Origin of the sequence: Pseudomonas sp. S30_BP2TU TE3576, from assembly GCF_050436025.1 — a bacterium.
GTDB lineage: Bacteria > Pseudomonadota > Gammaproteobacteria > Pseudomonadales > Pseudomonadaceae > Aquipseudomonas.
The window spans coordinates 3,194,536-3,213,730 of sequence record NZ_JBNDLK010000001.1 but is presented as its reverse complement, the minus strand read 5'-3'; the positions used below and the strand labels follow the sequence as shown (position 1 = coordinate 3,213,730).

Sequence of the window (19,195 nt, the reverse complement as noted above, 5' to 3'; positions counted from 1 at the left end):
TGTGGGAGCGGGCTTGCTCGCGAAAGCGTCGGGTCAGTCAGCAGTGATGTTGTCTGGCACGCCCTCTTTGCGAGCAAGCCCGCTCCCACAGGTTTTTGCACTCTAACTGACGGGCGCAAGGGGTGCGCCCGCTTTTTACCAATCAGCGTTGCGCTGCGGGTACACCCTGCGGCTCAACTTCAGTCTTGCCGACAGCGGCTGGCGGATGGGCCGGCCAGGCCTGGCGATCCAGGTCCAGGTCCGGGAACCTGGCGGAGTCGAACACCGGGGTCTTGATGCCAGCGGCGCGCTGGTCATCATAGTCGCGCAGGATGCGCATGCCGACCTTGAACAGCAGGAACAGCGCGATCAGGTTGACGAACGCGAGCATGGTCATGGTGATGTCGGCGAAGGCAAATACGGTGCCGAGGTTTTCGATGGCGCCCCAGAAAATCAGCACCAGTACCAATGCGCGATAGCCCATCAGCGCCTTGCGGTTTTCGCCGATCAAAAAGCGCAGGTTGCTCTCGCCCAGGTAGTAGTTGTAGAGGATCGAGGTGAACACGAACAACGCCAGGGCCACGGAGATGAACATCCGGCCCCAGTCACCGACCACGGCGGCCAGGGAGTTCTGGGTCAGGGCAATGCCGTCGCCTTCGAAGCCAGGGGTGTAGAAGCCCGAGAGCAGGATCAGCAGCGCGGTGCAGGTGCAGATCACGAAGGTATCGAGGAACACGCTGAACGCTTGAACCACGCCTTGCGCCACCGGGTGCTCGACCGCCGCCACCGCCGCCACGTTAGGCGCACTGCCCAGGCCCGCTTCGTTGGCGAACACGCCACGTTTCACGCCCATGACGATGGCGCTGCCAATCAGGCCGCCGAAGGCCTGGTCCAGACCGAAGGCGCTTTTGACGATAGTCATCAGCATGCCCGGCACCTGGTCGAACTGCAGCACGATCACGTAGATGGTCACGCCGATGTACACCAGGGTTTTCACCGGCACCAACAGGTCGGCTACCTTGGCGATGCGCTTGATCCCGCCGATGAACACCAGGCCCAACAGCACGGCCAGACCGATGCCGGTATAAGTGGTGTCGAGGCCGAACGCGTTGTTCAGCGAGTGTGTCACGGCGTGGGCTTGCAGGCCGTTGAAGGCGAACCCGAAGGTCACCAGCAACAGGAACGCCATGAGCATCCCCAACCAGCGTTTTTGCAAACCGTGCTGGATGTAGTAGGACGGGCCGCCACGGTAGGTGCCGTCGGAATCGCAGCGCTTGTAGAGCTGGCCGAGGGAACATTCGAAGAAGCTGCTGGACATGCCGACCAATGCAGTCACCCACATCCAGAACACGGCACCGGGGCCGCCGAGGGTCACGGCAATGCCGACACCGGCAATGTTGCCCGCACCGACGCGGCCGGCGAGGCTGAGCATCAGGGCCTGGAACGAACTGAGTTGCCCGGCGCTGCTTTTCAGGCTGTCACGGAACACCGCGAACATGTGGAAGAAGTGACGCAATTGAACGAAACGCGAGCGGATCGTGAAGTAGCTACCGAGCCCGACAATGAGCACGATCAGTACTTTCCCTGAGAGGAAGTCGTTAATGACTTCGAGCATGGATTATTCCTCGCTGTTTTTTGTGTAGGCAAATGCTGGCCGGATAGACACATCGAGTTACACCGGTGCGCGCGCGGCACAACGGTCGGTTCGAAGTTCGTCCCGGTTTCATATCGCGGGTTTGTTATTAGTTCGGGTTTCGCATGGGTTGTGGCCTCGCTACCGACGACCGCTCACGCGAAGAGGGGCGGCACTATACCGATGACAGTGCCGTCCGTCTGCACGGTTGTGGCGCAAGCGGTGAAACGAAGGCTTTGAAACACCTGACATTTTTGCTGTCAGGCTATGTGGGAGCTGCTCTTGGTGGGAGCGGGCTTGCTCGCGAAAGCGGTCTATCAGACACATCATTGTTGAATGTGCCACCGCCTTCGCGGACAAGCCCGCTCCCACATTGGTCAGTCCCCAGACATACGGTTTTCATTGGCAAACAGTTAAAAAAAAGGGCCTGGAGAGTGATCTCCAGGCCCTCAAAAGGTGAGAGGTGTCTAGTCCCTCGACCTGGTGAGCGGTGCTACAGGTAACGTGTCGGGTTATGCCTTCAGAGGCACCAGACGCGGAGCAATCATGTTTTCCGGGCGCAGGATGTCGGCGAGCATGGCTTCGTCGAGCAAACCTTCTTCACGCACCAGTTCCAGCACGCCGCGGCCGCTTTCGAGGGCGATACGGGCGATGCGGGTGGCGTTTTTGTAGCCGATGTACGGGTTCAGTGCGGTGACCAGACCGATCGAGTGCTCGACCAGTTCACGGCAGCGTGCTTCGTTGGCGGTGATGCCGACGATGCAGTGCTCGCGCAGCATGTCCATGGCGCGTTGCAGCAGGCGGATCGAATCGAGGATCTTGAAAGCGATCAGCGGTTCCATCACGTTCAGTTGCAGCTGGCCGCCTTCGGCCGCCATGGTCAGCGCCAGATCGTTACCGATGACCTGGAAGGCCACCTGGTTAACGGCTTCCGGAATAACCGGGTTGACCTTGCCTGGCATGATCGAGCTGCCTGGCTGACGTGCCGGCAGGTTGATTTCGTTGATGCCGGTGCGTGGGCCGCTGGAGAGCAGGCGCAGGTCGTTGCAGATCTTCGACAGCTTGACCGCGGTACGCTTGAGCATGCCGGAGAACAGCACGAAGGCGCCCATGTCGGAGGTGGCTTCGATCAGGTCGGCGGCCGGAACCAGCGGCTGACCGCTGATCAGGGCCAGGCGCTGTACAGCCAAGGCCTGATAGCGCGGGTCGGCGTTGATGCCGGTGCCGATCGCGGTGCCGCCCAGGTTCACTTCAGTCAGCAGTTCCGGGGCCAGCGTCTTCAGACGGGCCAGGTCTTCGCCCATGGTGGTGGCGAAAGCACGGAATTCTTGACCCAAGGTCATCGGTACAGCGTCTTGCAGCTGGGTACGACCCATCTTCAGGACGTGGTTGAATTCTTCACCCTTGGCCGCGAACGCCTGAATCAGGCTGTCGAGGCTGGCGAGCAGGGCGTCGTGACCCAGCAGCAGACCCAGGCGGATCGCCGTCGGGTAAGCGTCGTTGGTCGACTGCGCCATGTTCACGTCGTCGTTCGGGTGCAGGTACTGGTACTCGCCTTTCTGGTGACCCATGGCCTCCAGTGCGATGTTGGCGATCACTTCGTTGGCATTCATGTTGGTCGAAGTGCCGGCGCCGCCTTGAATCATGTCCACCACGAACTCTTCGTGGAAGTCGCCGCGGATCAGACGTGCACAGGCTTCGCTGATGGCAGCGTGCTTGGCTTCGCTCAGGTGACCCAACTCACGGTTGGCGTCGGCAGCGGCCTGTTTGACCATGGCCAGACCGACAACCAGTTTCGGGTAGTGCGAAATCGGAACGCCCGAAAGGCGGAAGTTATTCACCGCTCGCAGGGTCTGGATACCGTAATACGCTTGAGCCGGTACTTCGAGGGCGCCAAGCAGGTCGTTTTCTGTGCGGAATGATGCAGCGGAGGACATGATAGAAATCATCTCAATATGGACCCGGTCTGTGCCGGAACGCTGTGAATGCTAGGCTTGTGCAAAATTTTGGGCCAATGCTGTTAAACACTAGCCTATGCACATTCGGCATAATTCCCGTGTGACGCCGTGTTGACGGCAAGCGTGTGACCTAAATTGGTGCGTGTCCGGGAGGACGTGATGAATCTGGAAAGCAAATGGCTGGAGGACTTCAGTGCCCTGGCGGCCACCCGTAGCTTCTCCCAAGCGGCGGAACGACGCTTCGTGACCCAGCCAGCCTTCAGTCGGCGGATCCGCAGTCTTGAAGCGGCGTTGGGGTTGACGCTGGTCAACCGCTCGCGCACGCCGGTTGAACTGACGGCGGCGGGGCAGTTGTTTCTGGTCACCGCACGCACCGTGGTCGAACAGCTCGGTGAAGTGCTGCGCCATTTGCATCACCTGGAAGGCGGGCAGGGCGAGGTGATGCAGGTCGCGGCCGCGCACTCGCTGGCGCTGGGTTTCTTTCCGCGCTGGATCGCGCAGTTACGCAATGAAGGCCTGAACATCGCCACGCGGCTGGTGGCGACCAACGTTGGCGACGCGGTACATGCCTTGCGCGAAGGCGGCTGCGATCTGATGCTGGCGTTCTACGACCCGGACGCAGCGATGCAGATGGACCCGGAAATTTTCCCGTCACTGCACCTTGGCCACACCGAAATGTTGCCGGTCTGCGCGGCGGACGCCGACGGCAAACCGCTGTTCGATCTGGAAGGCGAAGGCAGCGTACCGCTGCTGGCGTACAGCGCCGGTGCGTTTCTCGGGCGCTCGGTGAATGGTTTGTTGCGCCAGCGTCAACTGCGGTTTACCACGATCTACGAAACCGCCATGGCCGACAGCCTGAAAAGCATGGCCCTGGAAGGCCTGGGCATTGCCTGGGTGCCCCAACTCAGCGTGCGCGCCGAGCTGGCACGCGGTGAACTGGTGGTATGCGGCGGTGCGCAATGGCATGTGCCGCTGGAGATCCGCCTGTATCGCTGCGCACTGGTACGCAAGGCCAACGTGCGGTTGTTGTGGCGCAAGCTGGAAGGCGGTGCGGCACAGGGTATGACCGGTTCCTGAAACCGATGAAAGCCCAATGTGGGAGCGGGCTTGCTCGCGAAGAGGCCGGTACATTCAACATCGATGTTGATTGATCCACCGCTTTCGCGAGCAAGCCCGCTCCCACAGGAAATTCGAGGTGTATTCCATTGACCTTCAAGTCAATAAAATCGGGGCTTTGCGGCAGATGACAGATGGTCGCAACAGGGGCTGTTTATCCGCTGTATTGCGGTATACTGCGCGGCCTTCGGCCGGTTACGACTGGCCATAATTCGTACAATCAAGCCACGCATCCTGCGTGGCTTGTTGTTTTTTGATGCGCCTGCGGGCGCCCAGAGAGAAGAGGCACGACGATGAGTGCACTGGTTGGCGTGATCATGGGCTCCAAGTCCGATTGGTCCACCCTTAGCCACACCGCCGATATGCTGGAAAAGCTCGGCATCCCCTACGAGGTGAAAGTGGTTTCTGCCCACCGCACCCCGGACCTGCTGTTCCAGTACGCCGAAGAGGCCGAGGCACGAGGCATCGAGGTGATCATCGCCGGTGCCGGCGGCGCAGCCCACTTGCCAGGCATGTGTGCAGCCAAGACCCACCTGCCAGTGCTGGGCGTACCCGTACAGTCCGCGATGCTTTCGGGCGTCGACTCGCTGCTCTCCATTGTGCAGATGCCTGCGGGCATTCCGGTTGCCACCCTGGCCATCGGCAAGGCGGGCGCGATCAACGCCGCGCTGTTGTCGGCGAGTATCCTGGGCGCCAAGCACCCGCAGTTCCACGCGGTGCTGAAAACCTTCCGTGCTGAGCAGACAGACAGCGTCCTGGAAAATCCAGACCCACGCATCGCCTGAGGTTGTTGACGATGAAGATCGGTGTAATCGGTGGCGGCCAGTTGGGTCGCATGTTGGCGCTGGCGGGCACTCCGCTGGGCATGAACTTCGCTTTCCTGGACCCGGCTCCGGACGCTTGTGCTGCTGCATTGGGCGAACATCTGCGCGCCGATTACGGCGACCAGGATCACCTGCGTCAGCTGGCCGATGAAGTCGATCTGGTGACTTTCGAGTTTGAAAGCGTTCCAGCGGAAACCGTCGCGTTCCTCTCGCAATTCGTCCCGGTCTACCCGAGCGCCGAAGCCCTGCGCATCGCCCGCGATCGCTGGTTCGAAAAGAGCATGTTCAAGGACCTGGGGATTCCTACCCCGGCGTTCGCTGACATCCAGTCCCAGGCCGATCTGGATGCCGCCGTGGCTTCCATCGGTCTGCCGGCGGTGCTGAAGACCCGTACTCTGGGTTACGACGGCAAGGGTCAGAAAGTCCTGCGCACCCCTGAAGATGTGGCCGGCACCTTCGCCGAGCTGGGCAGCGTGGCTTGTCTGCTGGAAGGCTTCGTGCCGTTCACCGGTGAAGTCTCGCTGATTGCCGTGCGTGCCCGCGACGGTGAAACCCGCTTCTATCCGCTGGTGCACAACACCCACGACAGCGGCATCCTCAAGCTGTCCGTGGCCAGCACCGACCACCCGCTGCAAGCGTTGGCCGAAGACTACTCCAGTCGCGTACTCAAGCAACTGGACTATGTTGGCGTGATGGCGTTCGAATTCTTCGAAGTCGACGGTGGCCTCAAGGCCAACGAAATCGCCCCGCGCGTGCACAACTCCGGGCACTGGACCACCGAAGGCGCCGAGTGCAGCCAATTCGAAAACCACCTGCGGGCCGTTGCCGGTCTGCCGCTGGGTTCGACCGCCAAGGTCGGCGAAAACGCGATGCTCAATTTCATCGGTAAAGTGCCTGAGACCGAGAAAGTCCTGGCCATCGCCGATTGCCATTTGCATCACTACGGCAAGGCATTCAAGGTCGGCCGCAAGGTCGGGCACGCCAACCTGCGTTGTGCAGACCGCGAAACGCTGGCTGCGCAGATCCTCAAGGTCGAAGCGCTCATCGCCGAATAGTTTCATGTGGCAGCGGCGGAACCATTCAGGGACCGCCGTTCTCTCATGGCAGGATGCCAAAGTCTGGCTAGGCTATAGCCAATCAATCAGAGGGAAATGCCATGGGAATTATCGGAACCATCTTTATCGGCTTGATCGTCGGCCTGCTGGCGCGGTTCTTGAAACCGGGCGATGACAGCATGGGCTGGATCATGACAATCCTGCTCGGTATTGGCGGTTCGCTGGCGGCCACTTACGGCGGTCAAGCCCTGGGCATCTATCAGGCCGGCCAGGGCGCAGGCTTCATCGGTGCGCTGGTGGGCGCCATTGTGTTGCTGGTGATTTACGGGCTGCTCAAAAAGAACTGATCCAGGCGACAAAGCCCTCTGCGCCAAACCGGTCGGGAGGGCTAGAATGCTCGGCGTTTCCTGTTCCTCCCTTTACCGAGCACCTTCATGCGCCGTCTTTTATTGACTCTTGTTTTATTGGGTTCGGGCCTTGCCCATGCCGGCGAACTGCCGGAAACCGACTGGCTCGAATTGATGCCCAAGTCGGACCAGAAAGCCCTCGAGGCCATGCCCGAAATCGACCACAACTCCCCCGAAGCCAATGGCACTTTCACCGACAAGGGTGGGATGAAGCAGGCCAAAGGCTTGCCGGCGGTGATGTACTCGACCAAGACCGTTGCGTCGATGAACGACAAGAACATCCGCATTGGCGGTTACCCAGTGCCGTTGGAGTCCGACGCCAAGGGCCGCAGTACGTTGTTCTTCCTGGTGCCGTACCCGGGCGCCTGCATTCACGTACCGCCGCCACCGCCCAATCAGCTGGTGCTGGTGCGCTATCCAAAGGGCCTGAAGCTGAACGACATCTACACGCCGCTGTGGGTCACTGGCACGCTGAAAGTCGAGAAGGTCAGCAATGACCTGGCTGATGCGGCATATGCGCTGGATGCGGAGAAAGTCAGAGTAGTAAAAGAATCAGACTTGTAGCGATTCAAATGTGGGAGCGGGCTTGCTCGCGAAGGCGGTGTAACAGGCAACGATGATGTTGAATGTTATGGCCCCTTCGCGAGCAAGCCCGCTCCCACATTGTTTTCGTGGTGTTGTTTAGAACGGTTTGCTGCCGATACTGACACCCAGGGTATGGCTCGCCCCTGGTTTCAGGCTCACCACATCGTCCATCACGTTCGCCGTTTCGATGCACAGCATGCGCTGCCAGCCGTCGTCGGCCATGTCGCTGAACGCGGCGGCGCGGTCGATCCACGGGTTCCAGATCACCGCCGTACGCGATCCGCTGCTGCTCAGTACAATGCGTCGCTCCCACGCTGGATCGACGATGCTCAACTGCGGCGGGGCGTCGAGGTAGATGCGATCGGTCTCGCCGGTAAAACGCAGATCACCGCTTTGGGTCACGGTTTTCCAGTTGTCCAGGGTTTCGATGTAGTTGAGGCCGTCCACGCCTTCGACGTGCACGTCACGCACATCGCTGACCGCAAAGTAACTGTGCAGCGCCTGGCTGATGCTGACGGTATCAGTGCCCCGGTTGTGGCTGGTCAGCTGGATGTGCAGCTGCTCGTCGAGGCGAATGGTCAGCGTCAAGTCCACCTGGTGCGGCCAGCCGGGAAAGCCGCCGTCGGGGTAGGGCAGAAGGAATTCGACCTTCAGGCTTTCGCCTTCGGCTTCGATGCCACCCAGCTCCCAATCCATCGCTCGCACGAAGCCGTGAGCCGACGGTGCTTCACCGCTGACACGCATCGCCTGCACGCTTTTCGGGTTGCGGTCGAAGTTGCCGAACCACGGCCAGCACACCGGCACGCCGGCACGGATGCTCTTGCCGGTCTTGAACACGGCCTCGTCGTTGAGCCAGATCAGCGGCGGTTGGCCGGCCAGTTGATAACTGAGGATGTGCGCACCTTGCTGGGCCACCAGTAATTCGGCCTGACCGTGGCGGATGCGCCAGCAATTCAGTTCATCCAGTTTTACGGCTTCAACATTGGGCGTGCTCATGGGACAGCTCTCGATCAGTAACGTGGACGACTATCGACCGCAAAACGGCTACCAGGTTTAGAGGTTCTTTCAGCGAGCGCGTGGCGGAACCGAGCGGGTGCGGCCGCTGCCGTCGATGGCAACGAACACAAAGACCGCTTCGGTTACTTTACGCCACTCGCTGGACAATGGATCGTCGCTCCAGACCTCGACCATCATCTTGATCGAGCTGCGGCCGATTTCCAGGGCCTGGGTATAAAAGGAGAGTTGAGCGCCCACCGCCACCGGAACCAGAAACGCCATGCGGTCGATCGCAACGGTGGCAACGCGTCCGCCAGCGACCTTGCTGGCCATCGCGGTGCCTGCCAAATCCATCTGCGCCACCAGCCAGCCGCCGAAAATATCGCCAAAGCCGTTGGTTTCGCGAGGGAGCGCGGTGATTTGCAGGGCCAGGTCGCCTTGCGGGATTGGATCTTCTTGTTCGAGCTCTATCATGCCGGGGGTGCCTCTGACCCGTGACTCTTCGTTGGTACTGCTGGTGGTAGCCGTCTTCGGGAAAAACGATTCAGCACCGAACATACTACGTTCGTCACGTTTTCCATAAGGCGCCTAAAGGGAAACTCTGCGAAATCGCCTATGAACCTGAGAGGCGTTTTCGCACAGCAACCCCTCAAAAACCGGAGCAAGACTGCGAGTATATCGGTCGGTAGACTCCGCGACGACCGTCCGGTTCTCATTTTGACTGTCAAAAACGCACCTCTATGTGCTTTTTCGAACAATTTGCTATCGTGCCGGACCTGCCCAAACCTCAGCCAGCGTTGTCGAGGTTGCAGATCCGACTATAAGAGAAGCCCTTGCCATGACCACAGCGCCCTCGAGCATCGCGCAGCCAGACCAACCCGCACGTCCGCTGACCCGCAACGACTACAAGACGCTATCGCTGTCTGCCCTGGGCGGCGCGCTGGAGTTCTACGACTTCATCATCTTCGTGTTCTTCGCCACGGTGGTGGGCAAGCTGTTCTTCCCCGCGGACATGCCCGAGTGGCTACGCCTGATGCAGACCTTCGGCATCTTCGCCGCCGGCTACCTCGCGCGGCCGCTGGGGGGCATCGTGATGGCGCACTTCGGCGACCTGCTGGGCCGCAAGAAAATGTTCACCCTGAGCATCTTCATGATGGCGGTGCCGACGCTGATCATGGGGTTGTTGCCGACCTATGCGCAGATTGGAATGTGGGCACCGATCCTGCTGCTGTTGATGCGGGTGATCCAGGGGGCGGCCATTGGCGGTGAAGTGCCGGGGGCGTGGGTCTTCGTTTCCGAACACGTGCCGCAGCGGCATGTCGGCTACGCCTGCGGCACCCTGACCAGCGGCCTGACGGCGGGCATCCTTTTAGGCTCCCTGGTCGCCACAGCGATCAACAGCATTTATACCCCGGTGGAAGTGGCGGATTACGCCTGGCGAATCCCGTTCCTGCTCGGCGGCGTGTTTGGCCTGTTCGCGGTGTACCTGCGTCGCTGGCTGCACGAAACCCCGGTATTCGCCGAGCTGCAACTACGCAAGGCGCTGGCCGAAGAGGTGCCGCTGCGGGCGGTGCTGCGTGACCACCGGGGTGCAATCGCCATTTCGATGCTGCTGACCTGGTTGTTGTCCGCTGCCATCGTGGTGTTGATCCTGATGACGCCAACCGTGCTGCAGACGGTCTACCACTTCTCGCCAACAACGTCCTTGCAGGCGAACAGCCTGGCGATCGTCTTCTTGAGCTTTGGTTGCATCATCGCTGGCGCGCTGGCGGATCGCTTCGGCGCGGGGCGAGTCTTCGTCTTTGGCTGCACCGCGTTGCTGGCCAGCTCCTGGACCTTCTATCACAGCCTGGCCGATCATCCCGACTGGCTGTTTCCGATGTACGCGGTGACCGGTCTGCTGGTCGGCACCATCGGCGCGGTGCCCTACGTGATGGTCAAGGCCTTCCCGCCTGTGGTGCGCTTCAGCGGCTTGTCGTTCTCCTACAACGTGGCCTACGCCATCTTCGGCGGCCTGACACCCATGATTGTCAGCCTGTTGCTCAAGGAAAGCCCAATGGGGCCTGCTTATTATGTGGCGGTGCTGTGTGGGGTCGGAATTGTGGTGGGCGCCTACCTCTGGAAAAAAGGGCGTTGATCGACCTTTTGTATCGACTGTACTGACGCCTTCGCGAGCAAGCCCGCTCCCACATTGGTTCTGTGTTCACCGCAGTCCCCTGTGGGAGCGCGAAGAACGATAACGCGGAATTACCTGGAAACACTGAATACTGGCCATTCATCCAATTGTCATATTTCAGCCATAGAGTGTTCACACGGCCTGCTGATACTTGGCCCCGACTTAACACACCCTATCTGCTAGGAGTAAGGCATGAAACTGAAGCGTTTGATGGCGGCAATGACTTTTGTCGCTGCTGGCGTTGCGACTGCCAATGCGGTTGCCGCTGTTGACCCTGCTATCCCGAGCTACACCAAGACCACTGGTGTGTCGGGCAACCTGTCCAGCGTTGGTTCCGACACCCTGGCCAACCTCATGACCCTCTGGGCTGAGAACTACAAAAAAGAATACCCGAACGTAAACATCCAGATTCAGGCCGCTGGCTCCGCCACTGCGCCACCTGCGCTGACTGAAGGCACCTCCAACCTGGGCCCGATGAGCCGCAAGATGAAGGACACCGAACTGGCTGCCTTCGAGCAGAAGTACGGCTACAAGCCAACCGCTATCCCGGTTGCCGTGGACGCCCTGGCTGTATTCGTCCACAAGGACAACCCGATCCAGCACCTGACCATGGAACAAGTCGACGCGATCTTCTCGTCCACTCGTCTGTGCGGCGCTAAAACCGAAGTCAAAACCTGGGGCGACCTAGGCGTGACCGGCGACCTGGCCAACAAGCCGGTTCAACTGTTCGGTCGTAACTCGGTGTCCGGCACCTACGGCTACTTCAAGGAAGAAGCCCTGTGCAAAGGCGACTACAAGCCTAACGTGAACGAGCAACCAGGTTCGGCTTCGGTCGTGCAGTCGATCAGCTCCTCGCTGAACGGCATCGGTTACTCGGGTATCGGTTACAAGACCGCTAGCGTGAAAACTGTTGCTCTGTCGAAGAAAGGCAGCACCGAGTTCATCGAAGACACCGAAGAAAACGCCCTGAACGGCAAGTACCCGCTGTCCCGCTTCCTGTACGTATACGTGAACAAAGCCCCGAACAAGCCTCTGGCACCGCTGGAAGCCGAGTTCGTGAAACTGGTTCTGTCGAAACAGGGCCAGGAAGTTGTAGTGAAAGACGGTTACATCCCACTGCCGGCCAAAGTAGCTGCCAAAGCTCTGGCTGACCTGGGTCTGGCGGAAGGCGGCGCTGAAGTCGCAAAAAAGTAACAAATTGAGTCCGAGGTGACCCCCTCGGACTCACATGGGGGCGGCAGGAGCCGCCCCCATACACCTCAAATTCTCTATCCACTGCTGGTTACCGCCAGCGGCGGATTTGTTGCGTCACTGCATTGTCATCTTTCTGTCATACAGGATCGCTAGGGTGTGCGCATGAATGATCTGGCCAATTCCAACATGACTACTAATCCCCCCAAGCGAATTGACTTCAATACGCCTGAGCTACAACGCAAGCGCCGCATTCGCGCGCTCAAAGATCGCCTGACCCGCTGGTACGTCCTCGTTGGCGGCCTCGCTGTACTGGGCGCGATCACCTTGATCTTCTTCTTCCTTGCCTATGTCGTCGCCCCCCTGTTCCAGGGTGCCAGCCTGACCGCCAGGGACGCCATCACGCCAGCCTGGATGCAAGACGCCGGCAAGCCGCTGATGATCTCTCTGGAAGAACAGAACCAGGTTGCGATGCGGGTTTCCGACAAGGGCCAGGCATTGTTCTTCGACATCGACAGTGGCGCCGAACTCCGGCGCGTCGATTTGCCGATCCCGGCCGGCACCACCGTGACTTCCATCGGTGAAGACCAGCCAGGTCACCCATTGGTAGTGGTGGGTCTGTCCAATGGCCAGGCCCTGGTGTTCCGTCACACCTATAAAGTCAGCTACCCGGATGGCAAGAAAACCATCACCCCGGCCGTCGAGTACCCGTATGGCGAAGCGCCAATCGCGGTGAACGAAGCCGGCGGTGCGCTGGAGCACGTCAGCCTCAACGCCAACGATTCGACCCTGATGCTGGTTGGTGCCACCGGTTCGCAACTCAATGTTCTGTCGCTGACCAGCGAAGAGAACATGATGACCGGCGAAGTCACCAACGAGCAGAAGCGCATCGACCTGCCGCAGATGAACGAGCCGGTGAAGAACATCTTCGTCGACCCGCGTCAGCAGTGGTTGTACGTGATCAACGGGCGTGCCCAGGCCGACGTATTCAGCCTGCGCGACAAGAGCCTCAACGGTCGCTACAAACTGCTTGAAGACGGTGAAGCTCAAGTCACCGCCAGCACTCAGCTTGTAGGCGGTATTTCGCTGATCATCGGTGACTCCAAAGGTGGCCTGGCCCAGTGGTTCATGGCTCGCGACCCCGATGGCGAACAACGCCTGAAGCAAATCCGCACCTTCCAGATGGGCACCACGCCTATCGTTGAAATCACCGCCGAAGAACGCCGCAAGGGCTTCGTTGCCCTCGACGCTTCCGGCAAGCTTGGCGTGTTCCACAGCACCGCCCACCGCACCTTGCTGGTGGAGCCGGTTGCTGAAGGCCAGGGCATTTTCGGTCTGTCGCCACGAGCCAACCGAGTGATTGTGGAAGCCGGCGGCAAGTTGCACCCGCTGCTGCTCGATAACCCGCACCCGGAAGTGTCGTGGAGCGCGCTGTGGAGCAAGGTCTGGTACGAGAACTACGACGAGCCTAAATACGTCTGGCAATCGACCGCCGCCAACACCGACTTCGAGCCCAAGCTGAGCCTGTCGCCGCTGACCTTCGGTACCCTGAAAGCCGCGTTCTACGCCATGCTGCTGGCCGCTCCACTGGCCGTTGCCGCGGCGATCTACACCGCGTACTTCATGGCTCCCGGCATGCGCCGCAAGGTCAAGCCGGTGATCGAGCTGATGGAAGCGATGCCGACGGTGATCCTCGGTTTCTTCGCCGGCCTGTTCCTCGCGCCGTATGTGGAAGGGCACTTGCCGGGCATCTTCAGCCTGCTGATGTTGCTGCCGATCGGCATCCTGGTTGCCGGTTTCACCTTCAGCCGCCTGCCTGAGTCGATCCGCCTGAAAGTCCCGGATGGTTGGGAAAGTGCGCTGCTGATCCCGGTGATCCTGTTTGTGGGCTGGCTGTCGCTGTACATGAGCCCGTTCATGGAGAACTGGTTCTTTGGCGGCGACATGCGCATGTGGATCTCCCACGACCTGGGCATCACCTACGACCAGCGCAACGCCCTGGTGGTTGGCCTGGCCATGGGCTTCGCGGTCATCCCGAACATCTACTCCATCGCCGAAGACGCCGTGTTCAGCGTGCCTCGCGGCCTGACCCTGGGCTCCCTGGCCCTCGGTGCCACGCCATGGCAGACCATGACCCGCGTGGTAATCCTCACCGCGAGCCCGGGCATCTTCTCGGCACTGATGATCGGCATGGGCCGTGCGGTCGGTGAAACCATGATCGTGCTGATGGCCACCGGTAACACCCCGGTCATGGAAATGAACCTGTTCGAAGGCCTGCGCACCCTGGCGGCCAACGTTGCGGTGGAAATGCCCGAATCGGAAGTCGGCGGCAGCCACTACCGCGTGCTGTTCCTCTCGGCGCTGGTGCTGCTGTTGTTCACCTTCGTCATGAACACCCTCGCAGAACTGATTCGTCAGCGTCTGCGCAAGAAATACTCGTCGCTTTAAGAAAGGTAGAAGTCTGTGAAACAGAACTCCCTGAAAGGATGGTTCAAGAGCGGCGCCCCCGGCGTCTGGATCAGCGGTGGCGCGGTGTCCATCGCGGTCATCATGACCATTGGCCTGCTGGCAGTGATTGCCGTGCGCGGCCTGGGTCACTTCTGGCCGGCGGATCTGGTCCACGCCAGCTACGACGTACCGGGCCAGGGCCAGCACCTGGTCATCGGCGAAGTGGTACAGAAGGAAGAAGTGCCCCGTGCACGCTTGAAAAGCGCCGGCTTGCCGGTGCCGGATCAAGGCCCGGAGTTCATGACCCGCGAGCTGATCAAGGTCGGCAACCGTGACCTGAACGGCAACGACTTCACCTGGATCGTCGGCGAGTGGCTGACCAACCAGACGACACCGCCGGAGTTGATGGCGATCGAGCGTCGCGAGTGGGGCAACTTCTACGGTTACCTGGTCAACGTCAAACAGGACGGCAAGGTCATTGCTGAAGGCGAAGCCGCATGGCCTGAGTTGCAGGCCCGTGTCGACCGCGTGAACAAGCTGGCTGCACAGCTCAAGAACCTGGAAAAAACCGACATCGGCGCGATCAACGCCGGTCTCGAGCGCATCCGCTTGCACGGCCGCAAGCTGGAGCTGGAAGGCAAACTCGACGCCACCGCACAAGCGGACATGGAATCCGAGCGTGCCGAGCTCAACGCTCGCTATCAGGACGTCGAAGCACGTCTGAGCGACCTGCATGCGCAGTTCAACCGCGACAGCCTGACTGCCCGCGATGCGAACGGTAAGGAAATCGAAATCGGCATCGGCAAAGTGGTCCACGCCTACCAGCCGAACGCCATGAGCACGACCACCAAGATCGGTTTCTACTTCAGCAAGGTCTGGGAATTCCTCAGCGACGACCCGCGTGAAGCGAACACCGAGGGTGGGATCTTCCCGGCCATCTTCGGCACCGTGATGATGACCCTGATCATGGCGATGATCGTGACCCCGTTCGGCGTGCTGGCGGCGGTGTACCTGCGTGAATACGCCAAACAGAACGCACTGACCCGGGTGATCCGCATCGCGGTGAATAACCTGGCGGGTGTTCCGGCCATCGTTTACGGCGTGTTCGGCCTGGGCTTCTTCGTCTACGTGCTGGGTGGTTCGCTCGACCGTCTGTTCTTCCCGGAAGCCTTGCCGGCACCGACCTTCGGCACACCGGGCCTGCTCTGGGCTTCGCTGACCCTGGCGCTGCTGGCAGTGCCGGTGGTGATCGTGGCCACTGAAGAAGGTCTGGCGCGGATTCCTCGCACCGTGCGTGAAGGCTCGTTAGCCCTCGGCGCGACCAAGGCTGAAACCTTGTGGAAGATCGTATTGCCGATGGCCAGCCCGGCGATGATGACCGGCATGATCCTCGCCGTGGCTCGTGCCGCGGGTGAAGTGGCGCCGCTGATGCTGGTGGGTGTGGTGAAACTGGCGCCGTCGCTGCCGGTGGACGGCAACTACCCGTACCTGCACCTGGACCAGAAGATCATGCACCTGGGCTTCCACATCTATGACGTCGGCTTCCAGAGCCCGAACGTCGAAGCCGCACGACCGCTGGTGTATGCCACGGCGCTGCTGCTGGTGCTGGTGATTGCGACGCTGAACCTGTCGGCGGTGTACATCCGTAACCACCTGCGCGAGAAGTACAAAGCTTTGGACAGCTGATTTCCAATGTGGGAGCGGGCTTGCTCGCGAAAGCGGTGGGTCAGGCAACATTGATGCTGAATGTGCCGACCTCTTCGCGAGCAAGCCCGCTCCCACACTGGACCGCGTCCACCGGAATATTGATGGGAACTGCAATAAGCAGCGTTCCGAACCGAATTTGTTAGCACAGGGAGCCTCCCATGCAGCACGAAACACATACCCACGGCATCAACATGTCGGCGCTGGGTCGCGACAAACAGAGCCTGAACCTCGAGCAGGAAACCGTGGCCATCGAAGTGCCGGGCCTGAGCCTGTTCTACGGCGAAAAACAAGCGCTGTACGATGTCAGCATGAACATCCCGAAACAGCGCGTGACCGCCTTCATCGGCCCGTCCGGCTGTGGCAAGTCGACGCTGCTGCGCACCTTCAACCGCATGAACGACCTGGTGGATGGCTGCCGCGTCGAAGGCGAGATCAACCTGTACGGCAACAACATCTACCGCAAGGGCGAAGACGTGGCGGAGCTGCGTCGTCGCGTCGGCATGGTGTTCCAGAAGCCCAACCCGTTCCCGAAAACCATTTATGAAAACGTGGTTTACGGCCTGCGTATCCAGGGCATCAACAAGAAACGCGTACTCGACGAAGCCGTCGAGTGGGCCTTGAAAGGCGCGGCATTGTGGGACGAGGTCAAGGACCGTCTGCACGAGTCGGCACTGGGCCTGTCCGGTGGTCAGCAGCAGCGTCTGGTGATTGCACGCACCATCGCCGTTGAACCGGAAGTGCTGCTGCTCGACGAACCGTGCTCGGCACTCGACCCGATCTCCACGTTGAAAGTCGAAGAGCTGATCTACGAACTGAAATCCAAGTTCACCATCGTGATCGTGACCCACAACATGCAACAGGCGGCGCGGGTGTCCGACTACACCGCGTTCATGTACATGGGCAAGCTGGTCGAGTTTGGTGACACCGATACGCTGTTCACCAATCCGGCGAAGAAGCAGACCGAAGACTACATCACGGGACGGTACGGCTAGCCGTACAGCCGCCAGCGTCAAGCTACAAGCGGCAAGTAGAAGCGATCCGAGTAACGACACAAATCAGCTTGCAGCTTGTAGCTTGCAGCTCACAGCTTTTGCGGAGCAGACAACATGATTTCTAAGGAAGGCCTTACCCACCACATCTCCCAGCAGTTCAACGCCGAACTGGAGGAAGTGCGCAGCCACCTCCTGGCCATGGGCGGGCTGGTCGAGAAGCAGGTCAACGACGCGGTCACCGCGCTGATCGAGGCCGACTCCGGCCTGGCCCAGCAGGTGCGCGAGATCGACGACCAGATCAACCAGATGGAACGCAACATCGACGAAGAATGCCTGCGCATTCTGGCCCGGCGTCAACCGGCAGCGTCCGACCTGCGCCTGATCATCAGCATTTCCAAATCGGTGATCGACCTGGAGCGCATCGGTGACGAAGCGACCAAGATCGCCCGTCGCGCCATCCAGTTGTGCGAAGAAGGCGAAGCGCCGCGCGGTTATGTCGAGGTGCGCCACATCGGCGACCAGGTGCGCAACATGGTCCGTGACGCACTGGACGCCTTTGCCCGTTTCGACGCCGAACTCGCCTTGTCGGTGGCGCAGTACGACAAGATCATCGACCGCGAATACAAGACCGCCCTGCGTGAGCTGGCCACCTACATGATGGAAGACCCGCGTTCTATTTCGCGGGTTCTGAGCATTATCTGGGTACTGCGTTCGCTGGAGCGTATCGGCGACCACGCGCGCAATATCTCGGAGCTGGTGATCTACCTGGTACGTGGCACCGACGTGCGGCACCTGGGTCTCAAGCGCATGAAGGAAGAAGTTGAGGGAACCAGTGGCGAAACCGCTAATGTTCCGGGCAAAACTGACGATAAGTAAGGTTGCCCAAGTAAAGCGCCCGGCCTATTGGCCGGGCGTTTTTGTTTGCGGCACACGAATTCGAAAAGCAGCGCCCGCGAACGAAAAGTCCGGCGTGACTGAAGGTTTTTGGCAAAATGCCATCAGCAAGGCGGTATGCTGGCCGGGATTTTTTAAAGGGGTGGTGGATGAGTAAGGTCAGTGTGTTGGTCGTGGACGACGCGTCGTTCATTCGTGACCTGGTGAAAAAGTGCCTGCGCAATTATTTCCCGGGCATGCGGATCGAAGACGCAATCAATGGCAGAAAGGCCCAGGCCATGCTGGTAAAGGAAGCATTCGACCTGGTCCTGTGCGATTGGGAAATGCCGGAAATGTCCGGCCTGGAACTGCTGACCTGGTGCCGCGAGCAGGACAACCTCAAAGCCATGCCGTTCGTGATGGTGACCAGCCGTGGCGACAAGGAGAACGTTGTCCAGGCGATCCAGGCCGGGGTATCCGGATACGTCAGCAAGCCGTTCACCAACGAGCAGCTGATCACCAAGGTCAAGCAGGCACTGCACAAGGTTGGCAAACTCGACGCCTTGATCAACGTAGCTGCGACCAAAACGAGTCCGGCATTCGGTAACGACTCCCTGAGCGCATTGACCGGCGGCAAGCCTGCCGTGGTCGCCTCTGTCGCTGCTTCGGCTGCCGCTCCGTCCCGCGGCCTGCTCAACAGCCCGCCGGCCAAGGCTCCAGCGGCCTCCTCAGCACCCGCCAGTGGCCGTGGCCAGGGTCAGTTGCGCTTGCCGAACGGCATCGCGCAATGCGTGATCAAGGCCTTGAGCCTCAAAGAGGCCCTGTTGGTGGTCAAGCGTACCGAGACCCTGCCGCAGATCCTCGACAGCGCCGTGCTTGACCTGGAGCAGGGCGACAACGCCGAAGTCGCCCGCCTCAACGGCTACCTGCATGCCGTCGTGGCCCACGAACCGAAGCCCGATAGCGACTGGCTGCAACTGACCTTCCGCTTTGTCGATCAGGATGCGCAGAAGCTCGATTACATCTCGCGCCTGATTGCACGTGGTACGGCACAGAAGCACTTCATTCCTGGCGCTTGATACAACGTCGCCTGTCAGTCCGTCTTCGCGAGCAAGCCCGCTCCCACATTTGAAATGCATTCCAATGTGGGAGCGGGCTTGCTCGCGAAGGGGCCATTGGCCTTGTCAAAAATCTTCTGAACGGCCCATTTTGAAACATCTGTCGACTACCCGGGTCCATTGCAGCTGCTAGGCTC

General features: G+C 60.3%; 16 protein-coding genes. 12 read left to right on the top strand and 4 right to left on the bottom strand.

Features of this window, described 5'->3' with window-relative positions:
* Positions 1–142 precede the first annotated feature (142 nt).
* Together ABIA48_RS14495 and aspA are read right to left on the bottom strand one after the other, a co-directional pair.
* Entirely contained in the window at positions 143–1,594 is a 1,452-nt protein-coding gene (locus ABIA48_RS14495) for an alanine/glycine:cation symporter family protein (protein WP_429489492.1), read from the bottom strand.
* Between the two features lie 530 nt (positions 1,595–2,124).
* The gene (aspA, locus tag ABIA48_RS14490) at positions 2,125–3,549 is read right to left on the bottom strand and encodes an aspartate ammonia-lyase (protein WP_003229645.1); all 1,425 of its coding nucleotides are present in this window, start codon (positions 3,547–3,549) and stop codon (positions 2,125–2,127) included.
* A 180-nt stretch (positions 3,550–3,729) separates the two neighbouring features.
* Between aspA and ABIA48_RS14485 the strand changes: the two genes are divergently transcribed.
* The 5 genes from ABIA48_RS14485 (at position 3,730) to ABIA48_RS14465 (ending at position 7,536) form a co-directional block, all read left to right on the top strand.
* Positions 3,730–4,647 carry a LysR substrate-binding domain-containing protein gene (locus tag ABIA48_RS14485; protein ID WP_429489489.1) on the top strand — a complete coding sequence of 306 codons (918 nt, stop codon included), beginning with the start codon at positions 3,730–3,732 and terminating at the stop codon, positions 4,645–4,647.
* 332 nt (positions 4,648–4,979) lie between these two features.
* The gene (purE, locus tag ABIA48_RS14480) at positions 4,980–5,471 is read left to right on the top strand and encodes a 5-(carboxyamino)imidazole ribonucleotide mutase (protein ID WP_007971731.1); all 492 of its coding nucleotides are present in this window, start codon (positions 4,980–4,982) and stop codon (positions 5,469–5,471) included.
* 11 nt (positions 5,472–5,482) lie between these two features.
* Positions 5,483–6,565, top strand: a complete 1,083-nt coding sequence (locus ABIA48_RS14475) for a 5-(carboxyamino)imidazole ribonucleotide synthase (RefSeq protein WP_429489487.1) — start codon at positions 5,483–5,485, stop codon at positions 6,563–6,565.
* Between the two features lie 101 nt (positions 6,566–6,666).
* The gene (locus ABIA48_RS14470; protein WP_007992830.1) at positions 6,667–6,912 is read left to right on the top strand and encodes a GlsB/YeaQ/YmgE family stress response membrane protein; all 246 of its coding nucleotides are present in this window, start codon (positions 6,667–6,669) and stop codon (positions 6,910–6,912) included.
* 87 nt (positions 6,913–6,999) lie between these two features.
* Entirely contained in the window at positions 7,000–7,536 is a 537-nt protein-coding gene (locus tag ABIA48_RS14465) for a DUF3299 domain-containing protein (RefSeq protein WP_007992832.1), read from the top strand.
* A 117-nt stretch (positions 7,537–7,653) separates the two neighbouring features.
* On the opposite strand, the gene ABIA48_RS14460 is transcribed toward ABIA48_RS14465, so the two are convergent.
* Positions 7,654–8,553 (bottom strand): D-hexose-6-phosphate mutarotase, encoded by a 900-nt coding sequence (locus ABIA48_RS14460; protein WP_429489485.1) that lies wholly within the window; start codon positions 8,551–8,553, stop codon positions 7,654–7,656.
* Positions 8,554–8,622: 69 nt separating this feature from the next.
* Positions 8,623–9,027, bottom strand: a complete 405-nt coding sequence (locus tag ABIA48_RS14455) for an acyl-CoA thioesterase (protein ID WP_007942704.1) — start codon at positions 9,025–9,027, stop codon at positions 8,623–8,625.
* Positions 9,028–9,391: 364 nt separating this feature from the next.
* Here ABIA48_RS14455 and ABIA48_RS14450 point away from each other — a divergent pair, with 364 nt between their 5' ends.
* The 7 genes from ABIA48_RS14450 to ABIA48_RS14420 all read left to right on the top strand — a co-directional run bounded on the left by ABIA48_RS14450 (position 9,392) and on the right by ABIA48_RS14420 (position 19,019).
* Positions 9,392–10,690, top strand: coding sequence for an MFS transporter (locus ABIA48_RS14450; RefSeq protein ID WP_429489483.1), 1,299 nt, complete (start codon positions 9,392–9,394; stop codon positions 10,688–10,690).
* 231 nt (positions 10,691–10,921) lie between these two features.
* Positions 10,922–11,923: a phosphate ABC transporter substrate-binding protein PstS gene (locus tag ABIA48_RS14445; RefSeq protein ID WP_007992839.1), complete on the top strand. Its 1,002-nt coding sequence runs from the start codon at positions 10,922–10,924 to the stop codon at positions 11,921–11,923.
* Positions 11,924–12,085: 162 nt separating this feature from the next.
* A complete protein-coding gene (locus tag ABIA48_RS14440) occupies positions 12,086–14,368 on the top strand; it encodes an ABC transporter permease subunit (protein ID WP_429489481.1) in 2,283 nt (760 codons plus the stop codon).
* A gap of 15 nt (positions 14,369–14,383) precedes the next feature.
* The gene (gene pstA / locus ABIA48_RS14435) at positions 14,384–16,054 is read left to right on the top strand and encodes a phosphate ABC transporter permease PstA (RefSeq protein WP_429489479.1); all 1,671 of its coding nucleotides are present in this window, start codon (positions 14,384–14,386) and stop codon (positions 16,052–16,054) included.
* 179 nt (positions 16,055–16,233) lie between these two features.
* Complete coding sequence (gene pstB, locus ABIA48_RS14430; protein WP_160388642.1) at positions 16,234–17,067, top strand: phosphate ABC transporter ATP-binding protein PstB; 834 nt, start codon at positions 16,234–16,236, stop codon at positions 17,065–17,067.
* A 114-nt stretch (positions 17,068–17,181) separates the two neighbouring features.
* Positions 17,182–17,943 (top strand): phosphate signaling complex protein PhoU, encoded by a 762-nt coding sequence (phoU, locus tag ABIA48_RS14425; protein ID WP_007992846.1) that lies wholly within the window; start codon positions 17,182–17,184, stop codon positions 17,941–17,943.
* Positions 17,944–18,110: 167 nt separating this feature from the next.
* A complete protein-coding gene (locus ABIA48_RS14420) occupies positions 18,111–19,019 on the top strand; it encodes a response regulator (protein ID WP_429489476.1) in 909 nt (302 codons plus the stop codon).
* Positions 19,020–19,195: the final 176 nt, after the last annotated feature.